This window comes from Helicobacter pylori (genome assembly GCF_001653475.1).
Classification (GTDB): Bacteria; Campylobacterota; Campylobacteria; order Campylobacterales; family Helicobacteraceae; genus Helicobacter; species Helicobacter pylori_CM.
In genome coordinates, this window is the sequence record NZ_CP011487.1 from 486,106 (window position 1) to 501,242 (window position 15,137).

Genomic DNA, 15,137 nt, shown 5'->3' on the forward strand with positions numbered 1-15,137 from the left:
CATGATCACTTTAAAACAAGCCCTTTCTTTATCCCAAGATGAATTAGAAACCCTTAAAAACGAAATTGACGCTAAGGTTAGAGCTTCAGATTTGAACGCTTATATTAAAGCCCCTAGCCTTAATGGCGCTAGCGCTAAAGGGGTGCCGATCCTTATTAAAGACAATATCAGCGTTAAGGGGTGGGAAATCACTTGCTCCAGTAAGATTTTAGAAGGCTATATCGCTCCTTATCATGCGAGCGTGATTGAAAACTTGCACCAAAACAGCATGGCAGGGTTTGGGCTTTCTAACATGGACGAGTTTGCGATGGGAAGCACCACAGAGTCTAGTTGCTATGGGATCACTAAAAACCCACGAGACAAAAACAGAGTGCCTGGAGGGAGTAGCGGAGGGAGCGCGGCAGCAGTCGCTGGCGGATTAGCGGTGGCGGCTTTAGGGAGCGATACGGGCGGGTCTATCAGGCAGCCGGCTAGTTATTGCGGGTGCGTGGGGTTAAAACCCACTTATGGGAGGGTGAGCCGTTATGGTTTGATTGCGTATTGTTCTAGTTTTGATCAAATCGGGCCTATCACGCAAAATGTGGAAGACGCTTCTATTTTATTTGACGCTATTAGCGGGCATGATAGTAAGGATTCCACGAGCGCTAATCTCAAACCCGTGCAAACCTTTAAAAACCTTAACAGAGACAAACGCTTTAGAATCGCTATTTTAAGAGATCACATTAAAGATGCGAGCAATGGAGTGCAACTCGCTTATGAAAACACCCTTAAAGCCTTGAAAGAAATGGGGCATGAGATTGTGGAAAAAAAGATGTTGGATTCGCATTATCAAATCTCTATTTATTATATTATCAGCATGGCTGAAGCGAGTTCAAATTTGGCCAGATTTGATGGGGTGCGTTACGGGAGAAGGGCTCAAAATATTAAAGATTTGAAAGAATTGTATCTCAAAAGCCGTAGTGAAGGTTTTGGCGATGAGGTGAAACGGCGCATCATGTTAGGGAATTTTGTCTTAAGCAGTGGGTATTATGACGCTTATTATTTGAAAGCCCAGCAAATGCGTTTGATGATTAAAGAGCAATACAATAAGATTTTTGAAGAAGTGGATTTGATTTTCACCCCTGTAGCACCTACGACCGCCCACTTATTCAATTACCATGCAAGCCCTTTAGAAATGTATTTGAGCGATATTTACACGATTGGGGCGAATTTGAGCGGTTTGCCGGCTCTTTCTTTACCGGTCGCTAAAGATCCTTTAGGCTTGCCTATAGGGATGCAATTCATTGCTAAGGCTTTTGATGAGCAAAGCCTTTTAGATGTTTCTTACGCTTTAGAGCAAGAATTAGATTTAAAATTAGATTAAGGATAGAAAATGAGAATTTTACAAAGGGCTTTGACTTTTGAAGATGTGTTGATGGTGCCTAGAAAATCCAGCGTTTTACCTAAAGATGTGAGCTTAAAGTCTCGCCTAACCAAAAACATTAGTTTGAATATCCCCTTTATTAGCGCGGCTATGGATACGGTTACAGAGCATAAAACCGCTATCGCTATGGCGCGCCTTGGGGGTATTGGCATCGTGCATAAAAACATGGATATTCAAACGCAAGTTAAAGAAATCACTAAAGTTAAAAAAAGTGAGAGCGGGGTGATTAATGATCCTATTTTTATCCATGTGCACAGGACGCTAGCGGACGCTAAAGTCATAACGGATAATTACAAGATTTCAGGCGTGCCTGTGGTAGATGATAAGGGGCTGTTGATCGGGATTTTAACCAACAGAGATGTGCGCTTTGAAACCGATTTGAGTAAAAAAGTGGGCGATGTGATGACTAAAATGCCTTTAGTTACCGCTCATGTGGGCATTAGTTTGGATGAAGCGAGCGATTTGATGCACAAGCATAAGATTGAAAAATTGCCCATTGTGGATAAAGATAATGTTTTAAAAGGCTTAATCACGATTAAGGACATTCAAAAACGCATTGAATACCCTGAGGCCAATAAAGATGATTTTGGGAGGTTGAGAGTGGGGGCGGCTATTGGAGTGGGGCAGTTGGATAGGGCTGAAATGTTAGTTAAAGCTGGGGTGGATGCGTTGGTGTTAGACAGTGCACATGGGCATTCAGCTAATATTTTACACACTTTAGAAGAGATTAAAAAAAGCTTGGTAGTGGATGTAATTGTGGGGAATGTAGTAACTAAAGAAGCCACAAGCGATTTGATTAATGCGGGAGCGGACGCTATTAAAGTGGGTATTGGGCCAGGAAGCATTTGCACCACTAGGATTGTGGCTGGGGTGGGAATGCCTCAAGTGAGCGCGATTGATAATTGCGTAGAAGTGGCGTCTAAATTTGATATTCCTGTGATTGCAGATGGAGGGATCCGTTATTCAGGCGATGTGGCTAAGGCTCTGGCTTTGGGGGCATCAAGCGTGATGATAGGCTCTTTACTCGCTGGCACAGAAGAATCTCCAGGGGATTTTATGATCTATCAAGGGAGGCAATATAAAAGCTATAGGGGTATGGGCAGCATTGGGGCTATGACCAAAGGGAGTTCTGACAGGTATTTTCAAGAGGGCGTGGCGAGTGAAAAATTAGTCCCAGAAGGCATTGAGGGGCGTGTGCCTTATCGTGGTAAGGTTTCGGATATGATTTTCCAATTAGTAGGGGGAGTGCGCTCTTCTATGGGGTATCAGGGGGCGAAAAATATTTTGGAATTGTATCAAAACGCTGAATTTGTAGAAATCACTAGCGCGGGGTTAAAAGAAAGCCATGTGCATGGCGTAGATATTACTAAAGAAGCCCCTAATTATTATGGGTGAATTTTAAAAGAAAACAAGACAAATCGTCAAAAAACTCGTTAAAAAGCTTGGTTTAATGAGTTTTTAAAACTTACTTGCTACAATTAAGGAAATTTTCAATAAGGCTTAGAGAAACTTTTTCATGGAACACAGAGTATTTACTATTGCTAATTTTTTTAGCTCCAATCATGATTTTATCACCGGGTTTTTTGTGGTTTTGACAGCGGTTTTGATGTTTTTAATCTCGCTTGGCGCATTGCGTAAAATGCAGATGGTGCCTATGGGTTTGCAGAATGTGTATGAGAGCATCATTAGCGCGATTTTGAGCGTGGCTAAGGATATTATCGGCGAAGAATTAGCCCGCAAGTACTTCCCTTTAGCTGGCACGATCGCTTTGTATGTCTTTTTTTCTAACATGATAGGCATCATTCCTGGTTTTGAATCCCCTACGGCTAGCTGGAGCTTTACGCTGGTTTTAGCGCTGATTGTGTTTTTTTATTACCATTTTGAAGGCATTAGAGTGCAGGGCTTTTTTAAGTATTTCGCTCATTTTGCAGGCCCTGTGAAGTGGCTCGCTCCTTTCATGTTCCCTATTGAAATCATCTCGCATTTTTCTAGGATCGTGTCTTTATCGTTTCGTTTGTTTGGGAATATCAAGGGCGATGACATGTTCTTGCTCATCATGCTTTTATTAGTGCCTTGGGCTGTTCCTGTAGCGCCTTTTATGGTCTTGTTTTTTATGGGGATTTTACAAGCTTTTGTTTTTATGATTCTCACTTATGTGTATTTGGCAGGGGCTGTTTTAACCGATGAAGGGCATTGAGCAAAACATTCTTGTTTGGCTTTAATATTGTTTTTTTAAAACTTTGTTTTGTGGTAAAGCTTTTGAAAGGATAGGGAGTGGTTTTGAAACCATGCTTCATTCTTTGATAACGCTTTTTAAAATTACCGCTTGCTTGTGTGAATTCTTTCGTATTTTATTATCAATACCCAATTTTAATAGCTTTTATAATTTTTTAAGCAATCATTAGATAAAATCTGGCATACTTCTGTTTTGGATGTGTTTGGGTTTTAGAAGTGTTACTTTTTTATAACTTTTTCATATTCTTATGGGTATGTTGTCATTTTTTTTACCGGAGAATTTTATCTTGAAAAACATTTATGTAGGGAATTTGGTTTATAGCGCTACTAGCGAGCAAGTCAAGGAGCTTTTCAGTCAATTTGGCAAAGTTTTTAATGTCAAGCTAATTTATGACAGAGAAACGAAGAAACCTAAAGGTTTTGGCTTTGTAGAAATGCAAGAAGAGGGCGTTAGTGAAGCGATTGCTAAATTGGATAATACGGATTTTATGGGCAGAACGATTAGAGTAACCGAAGCTAATCCTAAAAAATCTTAATAGCATTAGAAAATTAGAAAATCATTTTCTAATGCACTTTCATTCTCTTAACGCATTTTATTTAGATCATGCATAGAAGCTAAAAGGGGTTAAAACCCTTTTAGAATCATTTAAAATTTTAATCTATTTTTAAAAAGGCGATTAAAAACTGGTTTTGTTCTAATCAAATAGGGACAACTAACGCTTTAAAACGCTCTTTAGTATTTTTTATTATTGGCTATACAAACCGCCAATATTTCAAATATTTAAAATGGAGTTCTCTCATTAAGGCGATTTTAGGGCTATAGGGTTCTTCTTTCCGTGCTATCGTAGAGATTTGCTCATCATCAGCGATCACAAAAGATTGTAACACCAAATTTTTCACACCATGGATAAAAGTAGCGTCCATTATCGTATCCACAGGAACAACCCATTTTTGGCTGTATTTTAAAAAAACTTTGGCAATCTTGGGCGTGATCACATAGCCTTGCGTCCCCACCCCATGAGAATAAGCTTTAATGATTCCTACACGCTCTTGTATCTCGTGGTTTTTATGGTTCAATGGCTCACTTTTTACATTGGCATCATACAGCAAATGCATTAAACGCACATAGCCTAGTTCTTGGATGTGTTTTTCTAAGAAATCCAATCCCTCTTTAAAATTCTCTTTTAGGGTTATATCGTCTTCTAAAATACAAACGGGCTCATTTAACTCTATGCATTTTTCCCACAAGGAATAATGGCTCGCATAGCACCCAAGCTCTCCCAAATTCATAAACTTCGCATAGTATTTTAAAGCGTAATAAAACTTAGAAACCTCACTGATTAGATTGGTTGTAATCCCCATGTCTTTGATGTTTTGCGTGATGAAATAAGGGTGTAAATGCTTTTTAACTAAAGGGTGCAACTCGCCTTCAAAAGTTTTAGAATAAATCGCATTAAAAATTTGCGCTTTGTGGCGGGTGGCATTAATATTATTGAGTAAAGTTGCGGTGTCTCTAAAAACTAAACCAAATTTATCGCACACTTTTTGATTTAAAGAAATGATAAAAACACGCAAGCCAAACTCCTCATAATTTTTAATAGAGTATATCGTTTTTAGGCTACATTTTACAATAAAACTTTTTTTAAATTTGATGATTAATATCTAGCTAAAAACCAACACCATGCGAATAAAATCGCATCACGGCTACAAAAACCTACAGGTTTTGAAGATCCAATGAATGTTTGAAGCGAGAACTCATAACCCTAAATCTAGGGTTATAATCTTGATTTAATGGTGTTCTAAATAAGAAATCACGCTTAAGGCTGCCGTAGCACCATCGCTTGCAGCACAAACCACTTGCTTAGGGGCAAAAATGCGAATATCTCCTGCTGCAAACAAGCCTTGAACATCCGTTTTCATGGAAAAATCCACGACTATAGAGCCGTACTCATCGCATTTGCATAGCATGGAGTCGTCTTCTTGTTTCAACACAGCGTTATTCACATCATAACCCACAAAAACAAAAAACCCCGGCACGACTAATTCTCTTGTTTCATTAGTGGCTGTATTTTTAATGCTTAAAGAAGACACGCCAGAAGCATCACCCTTGATTTCTTCCACCACATAAGGGGTTAAAAACTCAATCTTATCATTGTTTTTGGCATGCTCTAAAGTGATAGGCGCACACCTAAAACCATCCCTTCTGTGGATGAGATAGACTTTTTTGCAGATGTTGGCTAGATAGATCGCCTCTTCTACGGCGGTATCGCCTCCACCAAGCACCGCTACTTCTTTATTTTTGTAAAAGAAGCCATCGCATGTCGCACAAGTGCTAACGCCTTTACCCCAATATTCTGACTCGCCCTTGATGCCTGTGCGTTTAGGGCTACCACCGGTAGCGATAATCACGCTCTTAGCTTCAAAAGTCTTGCCATCTTCTGCTAAAATAGCAAAATGAGAGTCTTTTTTAGAAACCCTTTGAACAGCGGTCATTTCATGCTTTAAGCCAAAGCGAAAACACTGCTCTTGCCATGGTTGCATGAAATCCAACCCGCTCACCACTTCCTTAACGCCCGGATAGTTTTCAATCTCACTACTGCCAGTGATTTGCCCCCCAGGCATTCCTTTTTCAAATAAAACAGCGTTTTTAACACCGCCTCTAGTGGCATAAAGTCCCGCACTCAAACCTGCAGGACCACCTCCAATAATCGCGCAATCTATCATGGCTACTAACCTAGAAGTTTGTTTAATTGCTCTTTTAAAGCAACTTTAGTTTGCACGCCCACCAACTGATGGACGACTTCGCCATCTTTTGTGAATAAAAGCGTAGGAATGCTTCTAATACCAAATTTCGCGCTCAATTCTTCTTGCTCATCAGTATTGACTTTACAAACCTTAGCCTCACCTTCATATTCTTTAGCTAATTCATCAATCACAGGGGATAGCATCTTACAAGGACCACACCATGGTGCCCAAAAATCCACTAACGCAACCCCTTTTTTAATGGTGCTTTCAAAATTTTCTTCAGTTAATTCAATATAGTGACTCATTGGTTACTCCTAAATATATGATTTTGATTAACGAGAATTATATTAGCTTAAGAATGTTAATGAAAACGCATTGATTTTGGATAAAAATCTAAAAAGTGATATTTTCTAAAAGCTCAAATTTACCATTTTTCACAATAACAGCGTCAATGCAAAAATCGCTATGGGGATCTTTTTGGGACAAATAACAGCGGATCGTTTTAACCATCTTTTTTAATTTGCTCGGCGTGATCGCATAAATGGGATCAAAATTTTCCCCGCTTTTGACTTCAATGAAATGCAACACCCCTTTTTTAAAAGCGATAATATCAATTTCGCCAAATTTTGAAAAAAAGTTCCTTTCCACCATTTCAAAACCCAGCGTTTTTAAAAATTCGCAAGCTTCTTCTTCAGCCTTTAAGCCTTTTTGCTTATGCTTGTTATTCAAAAAGTGCATTCAATTTTCCAAACGGATCATTTTAGGGGTGTCCAACACGCTTTTTAGACTTTCAAGCTCTTTAAGGGCGTTCAGCATAGACTTTTCGTTGGTGGTGTGCGTGGAAAATAAGATTTTAGCCTTGTTAGAATGCGGGATTTCTTTTTGTAAGACATTGTGGAGCGAAATATCATTTTGGGCTAAAATCGCGCTAATTTGAGAAAAAACCCCTTTTTCATCGCTCACCAACAAACGCGCATAATAAGCGCATTGGATTTCTTCTTTGGGTTTCAGGGGGAGTTTTTGAGGGGTTTCAAAGCCTAGCATTAAAGAGCTTTTTTTCCTTGCGATTTCTATAATATCGCTAATGACCGAGCTTGCGGTAGGCTCTCCCCCAGCCCCAGCCCCATAATACAAAGTCTCGCCCACCTTATCCCCTATAACGCTTATAGCGTTCATCACCCCATCCACTTTAGAGAGCATGCATTCATTTTTAATCATGCTTGGATGCACCCTTAATTCAATGCAATCTTGGTGTTTTTTAGCGATGCCTAAAAGTTTAATGCTGTAACCAAATTCTTTAGCAAACTCCATGTCGTCTGGCTCTATTTTTTCAATGCCTTCAATTAAAATTTCTTCTAATTTCGCATCAATGCCATACGCTAAAGACGCTAAAATCAATAATTTGTGTGCCGCATCAATGCCCTTAATGTCAAATTCAGGGTTTAATTCCGCGTAGCCTAAATGTTGCGCGTCTTTCAAAGCGTCCTTAAAGCTCGCTTGATTTTTAAACATCTGGCTTAAAATGTAATTGCTTGTGCCGTTTAAAATCCCTTTAAAAGAAAGGATGTGATTAGCGCTCAAGCCGTCTTTTAAAGCCTTGATAATAGGGATACCCCCACACACGCTCGCTTCAAAGCCTATGGGGGTGTTTTTAGCGATTTGTTCTAATTCATAGCGGTGATACGCTAACATGGCTTTATTGGCTGTAACGAAGGCTTTTTGTTTGGCTAAAGTTTTTTTAGCTAAAAGATAAGGCGCTTCAACCCCACCCATAAGCTCCACGACAATATCAATCTCTTCATCTTCTATCAGGCTTTCTAAATCATTACTGATTTCAAAAGGATAGCCTTTGTGCTTTTTCACATCTCGCACCACCGCTTTTTTAATACCAATTCCCACGCCGGCTCTGTCTTTAATGATTTCTTGATTTTCTTGTAAGATTTTAGCGACTGCGCTCCCCACACACCCTAAACCCACAAGCCCTATATTCAATCTTTTTTTCATGCCTTTTCCTTTTAAATTCGTTTTTTCAAAACAGCGTTTTTTTCCTGCTCGCTCGCTTTTTCTATCGCTTCAAAACTCCCGAAATAATCCAACAATTTTTTCACGCTAGCTTCTCCTATGCCCTTTTCTTTTAAAAGAGCGATTTGTTTCATGTTCTTAAGTTTAGTGGATCTATGGAAGTTTATCGCATACCGGTGGCTTTCATCGCGCAATTTTTGCACCCACTGCAAGCGTTTGTCGCTAGGGAGCAATTTAAAAGTATCGCTAGGCGTATGGATAATATCTTTAGCGCCCCCTTTAGAGCGATAAGCTTTAGAATCTCTTTTTTCTTTAGAAATAGCGATCACTTCTACAAAACTCCCGCTGCTTTTTAAAATTTCTAAAGCGATGTTTAATTGCGCCCTCCCTCCATCAATCACCCACAAATTAGGCGGTGGCTCTTTAGCAAAATCTAAAGCCCTTCTAGTGAGCAATTCGCTCATTTGAGTGTATTCATCAGAGCCTTTTAAATGGTAGCGCCGATAAGAGTTTTTTTGAAATTCGTTATTTTCATACACGACCATTCCCCCCACGCATTGGCTGTTGGCATGGTGGCTTGTGTCAAAGATTTCTACCCTATAAGGCATGCACTCTAATTTAAAGAGCGATCGCGCTTCTTCTAAAATCAGATCTTCATTAGAGGTTTTTTCTTGGCTAAAAATCTCTTGAGCGTTTTTCATAGCGATTTCTATTAAAGCGAGCTTATCGCCTTTTTTAGGAACACTAAGAGCGATTTTTTTAGAGTGTTGATGAGAGATAAATTCTTGCAATTCTTTAAGCGTTTCATTAGAGCAAGCGTTCAATAAGATTTGTTCAGGCATCAAAGGCAAATGCGATTGGTAATGATTGATAATGGCTTGTTTCATCGCTTCATCAGTGTCAAACCCATTGAGAGAGTGGATTTTTTCAAACGCTGAAGAAATGATTTTACCCCCACGCATGAACATTTTCACTAACACCGCCTTATTGCTCCCACTATAAAAAGCAAAAATATCCAAATCATAGAGTTTGGCTAAATCCATGCAAGTGAAAGGGGCGATTTTTTGGATTTTTGCAATCCTGTCCCTATAAATGAGGGCTTCTTCAAAACGCAAGTTGCTAGAAAGGCGCTCCATTTTTAATTCAAGCTCTTTGATGAGTTTGTCTTTATTTTCAATCATTTCTAAACATTCTTTAGCGATTTTTAAATACTCTTCTTTGGTGATTTTATTCTCGCATGGGGCTTTACAACGCTCTATTTGATAAAACATGCATGCCTTTTTATCTTTGATGCAATTTTTCTTTTGAACTAACGGGAGCAATTCATACAAGCTGTCTAAAATATCCTTAGCCCCGCTTGTAAAAGGGCCAAAATATTTAACGCCAGGCTGTTTTAAAATTTTTCGTGTTATTAAAGGGATAGGGAAATCAGTGGAAAAATCCATATAAATGTAGGGGTAAGTTTTATCGTCTCTTAAAAGAATGTTGTATTTGGGCTTGAGCTGTTTGATTAAAGAATTTTCTAAAATCAAAGCGTCTTGTTCGTTTTCTACTAAAATGGTTTCTAAAAAAGCGATTTGTTTGACCATCATTTGGATGCGTAAGCTGGCGCGATAATTGGGCGTGATTTCATTATTACGGACAGAAAAATAGCTTTTGATGCGTTTTTTTAAATTTTTCGCCTTACCGATATAGAGTAATTGGCGGTTTTTATCAAAATATTGATACACGCCGCTACTGTTAGAAAGGTTTTTCAAACTGGACAATAAATAAGCCATTTACTTCTCAAAAAAACTTCGTTGGTAGTGGATCAAAGAGCGCGCTTTTTCAAAACATTCATGCAAACGAGCGTCTTTAATGGGGTTATGGAACAACCCTAAAGCACTAGGGCGATAAAATCGGGCTTGTTTTTTAATGGGGGCATAAAAATTGGCTTTTTCTAAGGAATCTTTAGGCACATAACCTAAAATTTCTAATCCCATCAGTCCGTTAAACCCATAAGCATGCCCTTGCGTGTTTAAAAAATGGCTGATTTCTTTAGCGAATCGCTGGTTAAATTCTTTAGAAGCCCAAAGATCTTTAAACGCAAAAAGCAATTTAGAGCCTTTTATGAAGATAAAAAGCAAATTTTCTTGTAAACTTAAAGGCATAAAAACCTTAAGCTTTTTGAGTTTCAAAAGAGTTTCAAGCTTTTTATAAGACTTTTTTTGAATGAGTAAGGAGAAAATATTGTGTTCCATAAACTTATCTTAACATGCTTTTTAACGCTTGTAGCGCTAAACATTCAAGCTTGTGGCTATAAAGCCCCCCCATTCAATGAAAAACCCGCTAAAAAAACCTCAAACAGCTCTAATTCTTCTATGCAAACGCCCGCTAACAACACTACGCCAGAATTTTTAAATCAGCCTTAAAACCACCGCTCTTATTTAAGGACTTTGATTTCTAGGGTTTTTGTGGCTAACTTTTGAGCCTCGGCTTCATCATGCGTTACCATAATGAAAGTAGCGTGAGAATTTTGGTGTATCTCTTTGATAAGATCCTGCAAATTCTTACGATTAAAACTATCTAAAGCGCTAAAAGGCTCGTCTAATAAAATGAGTTCTGGCCTGTGGATAATCCCCCTAATAATGCCCACTCTTTGGGCTTGACCCCCGCTCAATTCATTGGGGAATTTATCCATAAGGCTCTCATCTAACCCCATTTTTAACGCTAAGGCTTTGGCTTCTTTTTGAGCGGCTTGTTTATCCATGCCTTGCAAATTAAGGCAAAAAGTCATGTTTTGTAGAGCGTTTAAATGAGGGAATAAGGAATTGCCTTGAGCGATATAGCCTATTTTTTGGCGTAAAAAAGCGTTGTTTGAAAGGGTCTCATTAAAGATTTTAACGCTCCCCAGACTGGGTTTTAAAAGCCCTAAAATCAATCCTAAAAGCGTGCTTTTACCGCTCCCGCTCTCCCCTAAAACGCATAAAAAATCCCCTTCTTGAATGCTTAAATTAAAATCCTTAAAAACAGTGCGATTGTGGTAGTTAAAAGACACATTCTCTATTTTGACGATTTCTTTCATGCTATAACCCCAATCTTTCTAAAAAATCTTTAGCTACTATTTTGGGGGCTTTTTTCAACACTTCCACCTGATAGTTTAAATCTTGCATCATTTCATCGTTAATTTTTGAATTTAATTGTTCTAAGATTTTTAACGCTTCTGGATACTTTTTCACCATTTCTTTTCTTATAACAATACCGGCCTGATAATTAGGGAAAAACCCTTTATCGTCCTTAAGCACTTTTAAATCCAGCTCTTTGATTTGAGCGTCTGTAGTGAAGACATCTAAAGCGTTGATTTTATGGGATTCAAAACTTTTATAACGCAAATTAATATCCATTTCATGCAAACTTCTAAAATGAAAGCGATAAGCTTTCACTAAGCCCTTAAAAGCGTCCTCTCTTTCAAAAAAGTCAAACTCCGCTCCAAAATCAAAATTTGGGCTATGAAAGGCTAAATCGCTGAAAGTTTCAATAGCGTATTTTTGAGCGTCTTCTTTAGAAATCGCTAAGGAATAGGTGTTATTAAAGCCCAAAAGCCCCACCCATAAAAGATTAAATTCCTTCTCATAACGCTTTTTAATCGTTTCAAAATCCACTTTTTGAGTCAAAGGGTTTTTGAGCGTATTCACCCAAGCGGTGCCGGTATATTCCACATATAAATCAAAATCGCCACTAAGCAATGCCGGATGGATATTCATCGTCCCCCCACCAATGCCAAATGCTCGCTTGATAGGAATATGGTGTTTTTCTAACAAAAGGCTTAAAATCTCGCCTAAAATATACTGCTCGCTGCTAGGTTTTGTCGCCACGACTAAGGGCTTTTCTTCTGTGGTGTTTCTAGGAATGAGCCATAACACGCTCGCTAGCAATAAAAAAAACAACACCGCTAAATTAAGATAAACTTTTCTTTTTTGTTTTTGGGTGGCGTTTTGAGAAATTAGGCGTTGCAAAGCGTTTTCATGCTGAAAGACGCTCACAAATTTATCCGCTAAAACACTAAAAAGAGCAATAATCAAACTACCCGCCACTAAAAGCGTGGTGTTTTGCGTGTTTAGCCCTCTAAAAATAGCCTGCCCTAAGCCCCCAGCCCCAATGAGTGCCCCAATCCCAGCCATCGCTACTAACATCACCACCGCAATCCTTAAGCCCACTAAAATTTGAGGGATAGCGAGCAAGAATCGCACCCTAAAAAACAACTCTTTTGGGTTACACCCTAGACCGATAGCGGCCTTAATCACCTCTTCTCTCACCTCTTTTAAAGCGTTATAAGTGCTATGGACAATGGGTAATAAGCCGTATAAGACCAACACCAAAAGCGCGTTTTTTAACCCCACCCCAATCACAGGAATGAATAAAGCGAATAACGCAAGCGATGGGATGGTGTAAAGGAAATTCACCACAGGGAGCAAAAACGCCCTAGCCTTTGAGTTATAAAACACAAAAACCCCAATCAAAACCCCAAAGACTAGCACGAGAAAGCTAGAAAGCGCAACGATGATAAAATGCTGCGCGAGTAAGTCTATAAAATAAATGAAGCGATCATGAAATTCTTTGATCAGATATTTTAAAGCGTTCATTTTAAGATGTAACCAAACCTATTTTTTTATCATTCTATACCAAAAATTTTCATTCATGCCAACAACTATAGCATCAAATGTTTATAAAACCGGTGGAAAAATTAAAACTGAAAGGTGCGTTTGCCTAAATTCGTGCTCACTTCTATCCATAACGGCTGGTTTTCGCATAAAATCTCATAGGCTACGCTTTGATTCCTTACTAAAGAAACGCTTTTAGGCGTGGGGTAGAGCGAGCAAGAACGCCCTTGATTGATGTCAATTTTTAAGATAACCACGCTCTCCACTACAGCGCTCACCTTTAAATAATACGACTCCCTAGCCCCTTGCCATTCTAAATAGGGCGTTTCTTGGGGGACAATCTCTAAAGCCACTAAAGGGCTTTGAGCCAGTTTTAAGCGCATTTTTTGCTCCTGCTCTTTTAATTCTTGTTCTCTGTTGATCCCTTTATCAATCAAATCAAAAAGGTTTGAAGAAGCGTCCTTTTCTCTAGCAATAAGGCTCACTAAAAAAAGAAAGATGAAGAGAAAAAATTTATTCATGGTTCATTCTTGGTGGGGGTTGAACTCATTATCTAAAATAGAATGGATCTTACTCAAATCGTTCGCATCGGTTGAAAAAAAGATTTCCACACGATTGTTTTTCATTCTGTTTTCTAGGGAGTCATTAGGCGCAATAGGGTTTGTGGATCCGTAAGAAGAAAAAGACAATTGGTTAGGATTTACGCCGTATTGTATAAGGACTTTCATCACTCTATAAGCGCGATTGGCGGCTAATTCATAATGGCTTTTAAAACGGGTTTTAATTAAAGGCGTGTCGTCTGTAAAACCTCTCACATTAATATGCACCCTTTTAGGGAGTTTTTGAATGATTTTAGCGATCCGTTCAATATAAAGCATCATGTCTTGATTGATAGCGTCTGATGCAGCGTTTTCAAACAACAAACTAGAGGGGAGCTTTAAAATAGAGCCTTGATCAATTTGCTCTAAAACACTGCCTTCGCCTTTGCGAGCGATAGTGGCTTTTGTTTCGGTATTTTGCGAAGCCGGTTTGGAGCTTTCGCTCGCCATTTGCTCTTCTTCTTTCCCTGAATCAGGGGGGATCACTAAAACCGGCTGCATCGCCTCTGGCTTGGGAGCATAATTAAAAATCTTAATGAATTCGGTTTTTAAGGCTTCCACTTTGGATTTATTGACCGCTGAAATGGCATAAAGAGCGATAAAAAGCGCGAGCAACAACGACAAAAAATCCGCATAAGGAACCGCCCATTTTTCGCCGGCGGGGCATTCGGTGGGTTTGTTTTTCTTAGCCATGTTTAGCCCTCAAATTGAGATTTTTTAGGCTCACCGGGAGCGATGTAGTTTAAGAGTTTGTTTTCTAAATCCCTTGGGTTTTCCCCATTAGCGATGCCTAAAATCCCCTCTAAAAGAACGGTTTTTTCTTTAATAATATCTTTAGACTTAGCCTTGAGCTTATGCCCAAAAGGGCCAAAAATCGCATAAGAACACATAATCCCTGTAACAGTAGCCGTAAAAGCCCCAGCGATCCCTGCTGCCATTTCAGCCGGATTGTCTAGTTTTTGCAAGGCTAGCATAAGCCCCATAACCGCCCCCACTAACCCCATAGTAGGAGCGGTCTCGCCGGCAGTCTCCCAATAATGAGCGGCACCGTGGTAATACTCTTCCATTTCTTCAATGCTGATTTCTAAGCTTTCCTTAACGGATTTGAGATCCTTGCCATCTATGATCATAGACAAGCCATTACGGGTGAAATCGTCTTCAATTTGTGCCACTCGCCCCTCCAAACTCAACACCCCATCTTTTCTGGCTAAAGTGGCTAATTCCACTAAATTTTTAATGGTTTCGTTTAAATTGATTTTAGGGTTTAAAAAAACAATTTTTATCTCTTTGTAAGCGGCTTTCACGTAACGAGCATGCGTGCCTGTCATAGCGGCAAAAAGCGAAGTAGGCACGATGATGATGACTGAACTCAAATGGATAATGTGCAACGGATTGCCATCTTCTAAAATATCGCCTAACGAAATAGAAGCGACCGCCAATACCAAGCCTAGTATGGTTGATAAATCCAAAACT

The 15,137-nt window shown here is 39.2% G+C and carries 17 protein-coding genes; 5 read left to right on the plus strand and 12 right to left on the minus strand.

The annotated features are described in order from the left end of the window. The first annotated feature begins 1 nt into the window (after window position 1). From gatA to AA974_RS02395, 4 genes are all read left to right on the plus strand, one after another. The gene (gene gatA, locus AA974_RS02380) at window positions 2-1,363 is read left to right on the plus strand and encodes an Asp-tRNA(Asn)/Glu-tRNA(Gln) amidotransferase subunit GatA (RefSeq protein ID WP_064433266.1); all 1,362 of its coding nucleotides are present in this window, start codon (window positions 2-4) and stop codon (window positions 1,361-1,363) included. A 9-nt stretch (window positions 1,364-1,372) separates the two neighbouring features. Continuing rightward, window positions 1,373-2,818, plus strand: coding sequence for an IMP dehydrogenase (gene guaB / locus AA974_RS02385; RefSeq protein WP_064433267.1), 1,446 nt, complete (start codon window positions 1,373-1,375; stop codon window positions 2,816-2,818). A gap of 121 nt (window positions 2,819-2,939) precedes the next feature. Further along, entirely contained in the window at window positions 2,940-3,620 is a 681-nt protein-coding gene (locus tag AA974_RS02390; protein ID WP_064433268.1) for a F0F1 ATP synthase subunit A, read from the plus strand. Between the two features lie 325 nt (window positions 3,621-3,945). After that, on the plus strand, window positions 3,946-4,194 hold the full coding sequence (locus AA974_RS02395) for an RNA-binding protein (protein WP_000790557.1): 249 nt from the start codon (window positions 3,946-3,948) through the stop codon (window positions 4,192-4,194). Window positions 4,195-4,411: 217 nt separating this feature from the next. On the opposite strand, the gene AA974_RS02400 is transcribed toward AA974_RS02395, so the two are convergent. The 7 genes from AA974_RS02400 to AA974_RS02430 all read right to left on the minus strand — a co-directional run bounded on the left by AA974_RS02400 (window position 4,412) and on the right by AA974_RS02430 (window position 10,665). Beyond that, window positions 4,412-5,233, minus strand: coding sequence for a glycosyltransferase family 25 protein (locus AA974_RS02400; RefSeq protein WP_064433269.1), 822 nt, complete (start codon window positions 5,231-5,233; stop codon window positions 4,412-4,414). Window positions 5,234-5,446: 213 nt separating this feature from the next. Further along, complete coding sequence (gene trxB, locus AA974_RS02405; protein WP_064433270.1) at window positions 5,447-6,382, minus strand: thioredoxin-disulfide reductase; 936 nt, start codon at window positions 6,380-6,382, stop codon at window positions 5,447-5,449. A gap of 5 nt (window positions 6,383-6,387) precedes the next feature. Further along, entirely contained in the window at window positions 6,388-6,708 is a 321-nt protein-coding gene (trxA, locus tag AA974_RS02410; protein WP_064433271.1) for a thioredoxin, read from the minus strand. Between the two features lie 88 nt (window positions 6,709-6,796). After that, a complete protein-coding gene (locus AA974_RS02415; RefSeq protein ID WP_064433272.1) occupies window positions 6,797-7,141 on the minus strand; it encodes a YraN family protein in 345 nt (114 codons plus the stop codon). Further along, on the minus strand, window positions 7,142-8,407 hold the full coding sequence (locus AA974_RS02420; protein ID WP_064433273.1) for a homoserine dehydrogenase: 1,266 nt from the start codon (window positions 8,405-8,407) through the stop codon (window positions 7,142-7,144). An 11-nt stretch (window positions 8,408-8,418) separates the two neighbouring features. Further along, window positions 8,419-10,203, minus strand: coding sequence for an excinuclease ABC subunit UvrC (uvrC, locus tag AA974_RS02425; RefSeq protein ID WP_064433274.1), 1,785 nt, complete (start codon window positions 10,201-10,203; stop codon window positions 8,419-8,421). After that, entirely contained in the window at window positions 10,204-10,665 is a 462-nt protein-coding gene (locus AA974_RS02430; protein ID WP_064433275.1) for a hypothetical protein, read from the minus strand. Here AA974_RS02430 and AA974_RS02435 point away from each other — a divergent pair. Continuing rightward, window positions 10,657-10,836, plus strand: a complete 180-nt coding sequence (locus AA974_RS02435) for a hypothetical protein (RefSeq protein WP_064433276.1) — start codon at window positions 10,657-10,659, stop codon at window positions 10,834-10,836. The two genes, AA974_RS02430 and AA974_RS02435, sit on opposite strands and share 9 nt — an antisense overlap. 11 nt (window positions 10,837-10,847) lie before the next feature. Here AA974_RS02435 and egtV read toward each other — a convergent pair whose 3' ends face one another. The 5 genes from egtV to motA all read right to left on the minus strand — a co-directional run bounded on the left by egtV (window position 10,848) and on the right by motA (window position 15,133). Then, window positions 10,848-11,489 carry an ergothioneine transport ATP-binding protein EgtV gene (gene egtV, locus AA974_RS02440; RefSeq protein ID WP_064433277.1) on the minus strand — a complete coding sequence of 214 codons (642 nt, stop codon included), beginning with the start codon at window positions 11,487-11,489 and terminating at the stop codon, window positions 10,848-10,850. A gap of 1 nt (window position 11,490) precedes the next feature. Further along, window positions 11,491-13,047, minus strand: coding sequence for an ergothioneine transport permease/ergothioneine binding protein EgtU (gene egtU / locus AA974_RS02445; RefSeq protein WP_064433278.1), 1,557 nt, complete (start codon window positions 13,045-13,047; stop codon window positions 11,491-11,493). 101 nt (window positions 13,048-13,148) lie between these two features. Further along, on the minus strand, window positions 13,149-13,586 hold the full coding sequence (locus AA974_RS02450) for a hypothetical protein (RefSeq protein ID WP_064433279.1): 438 nt from the start codon (window positions 13,584-13,586) through the stop codon (window positions 13,149-13,151). 3 nt (window positions 13,587-13,589) lie between these two features. Then, on the minus strand, window positions 13,590-14,357 hold the full coding sequence (gene motB / locus AA974_RS02455) for a flagellar motor protein MotB (RefSeq protein ID WP_064433280.1): 768 nt from the start codon (window positions 14,355-14,357) through the stop codon (window positions 13,590-13,592). 2 nt (window positions 14,358-14,359) lie between these two features. Further along, complete coding sequence (gene motA, locus AA974_RS02460; protein ID WP_000366185.1) at window positions 14,360-15,133, minus strand: flagellar motor stator protein MotA; 774 nt, start codon at window positions 15,131-15,133, stop codon at window positions 14,360-14,362. Between the last annotated feature and the right edge of the window lie 4 nt (window positions 15,134-15,137).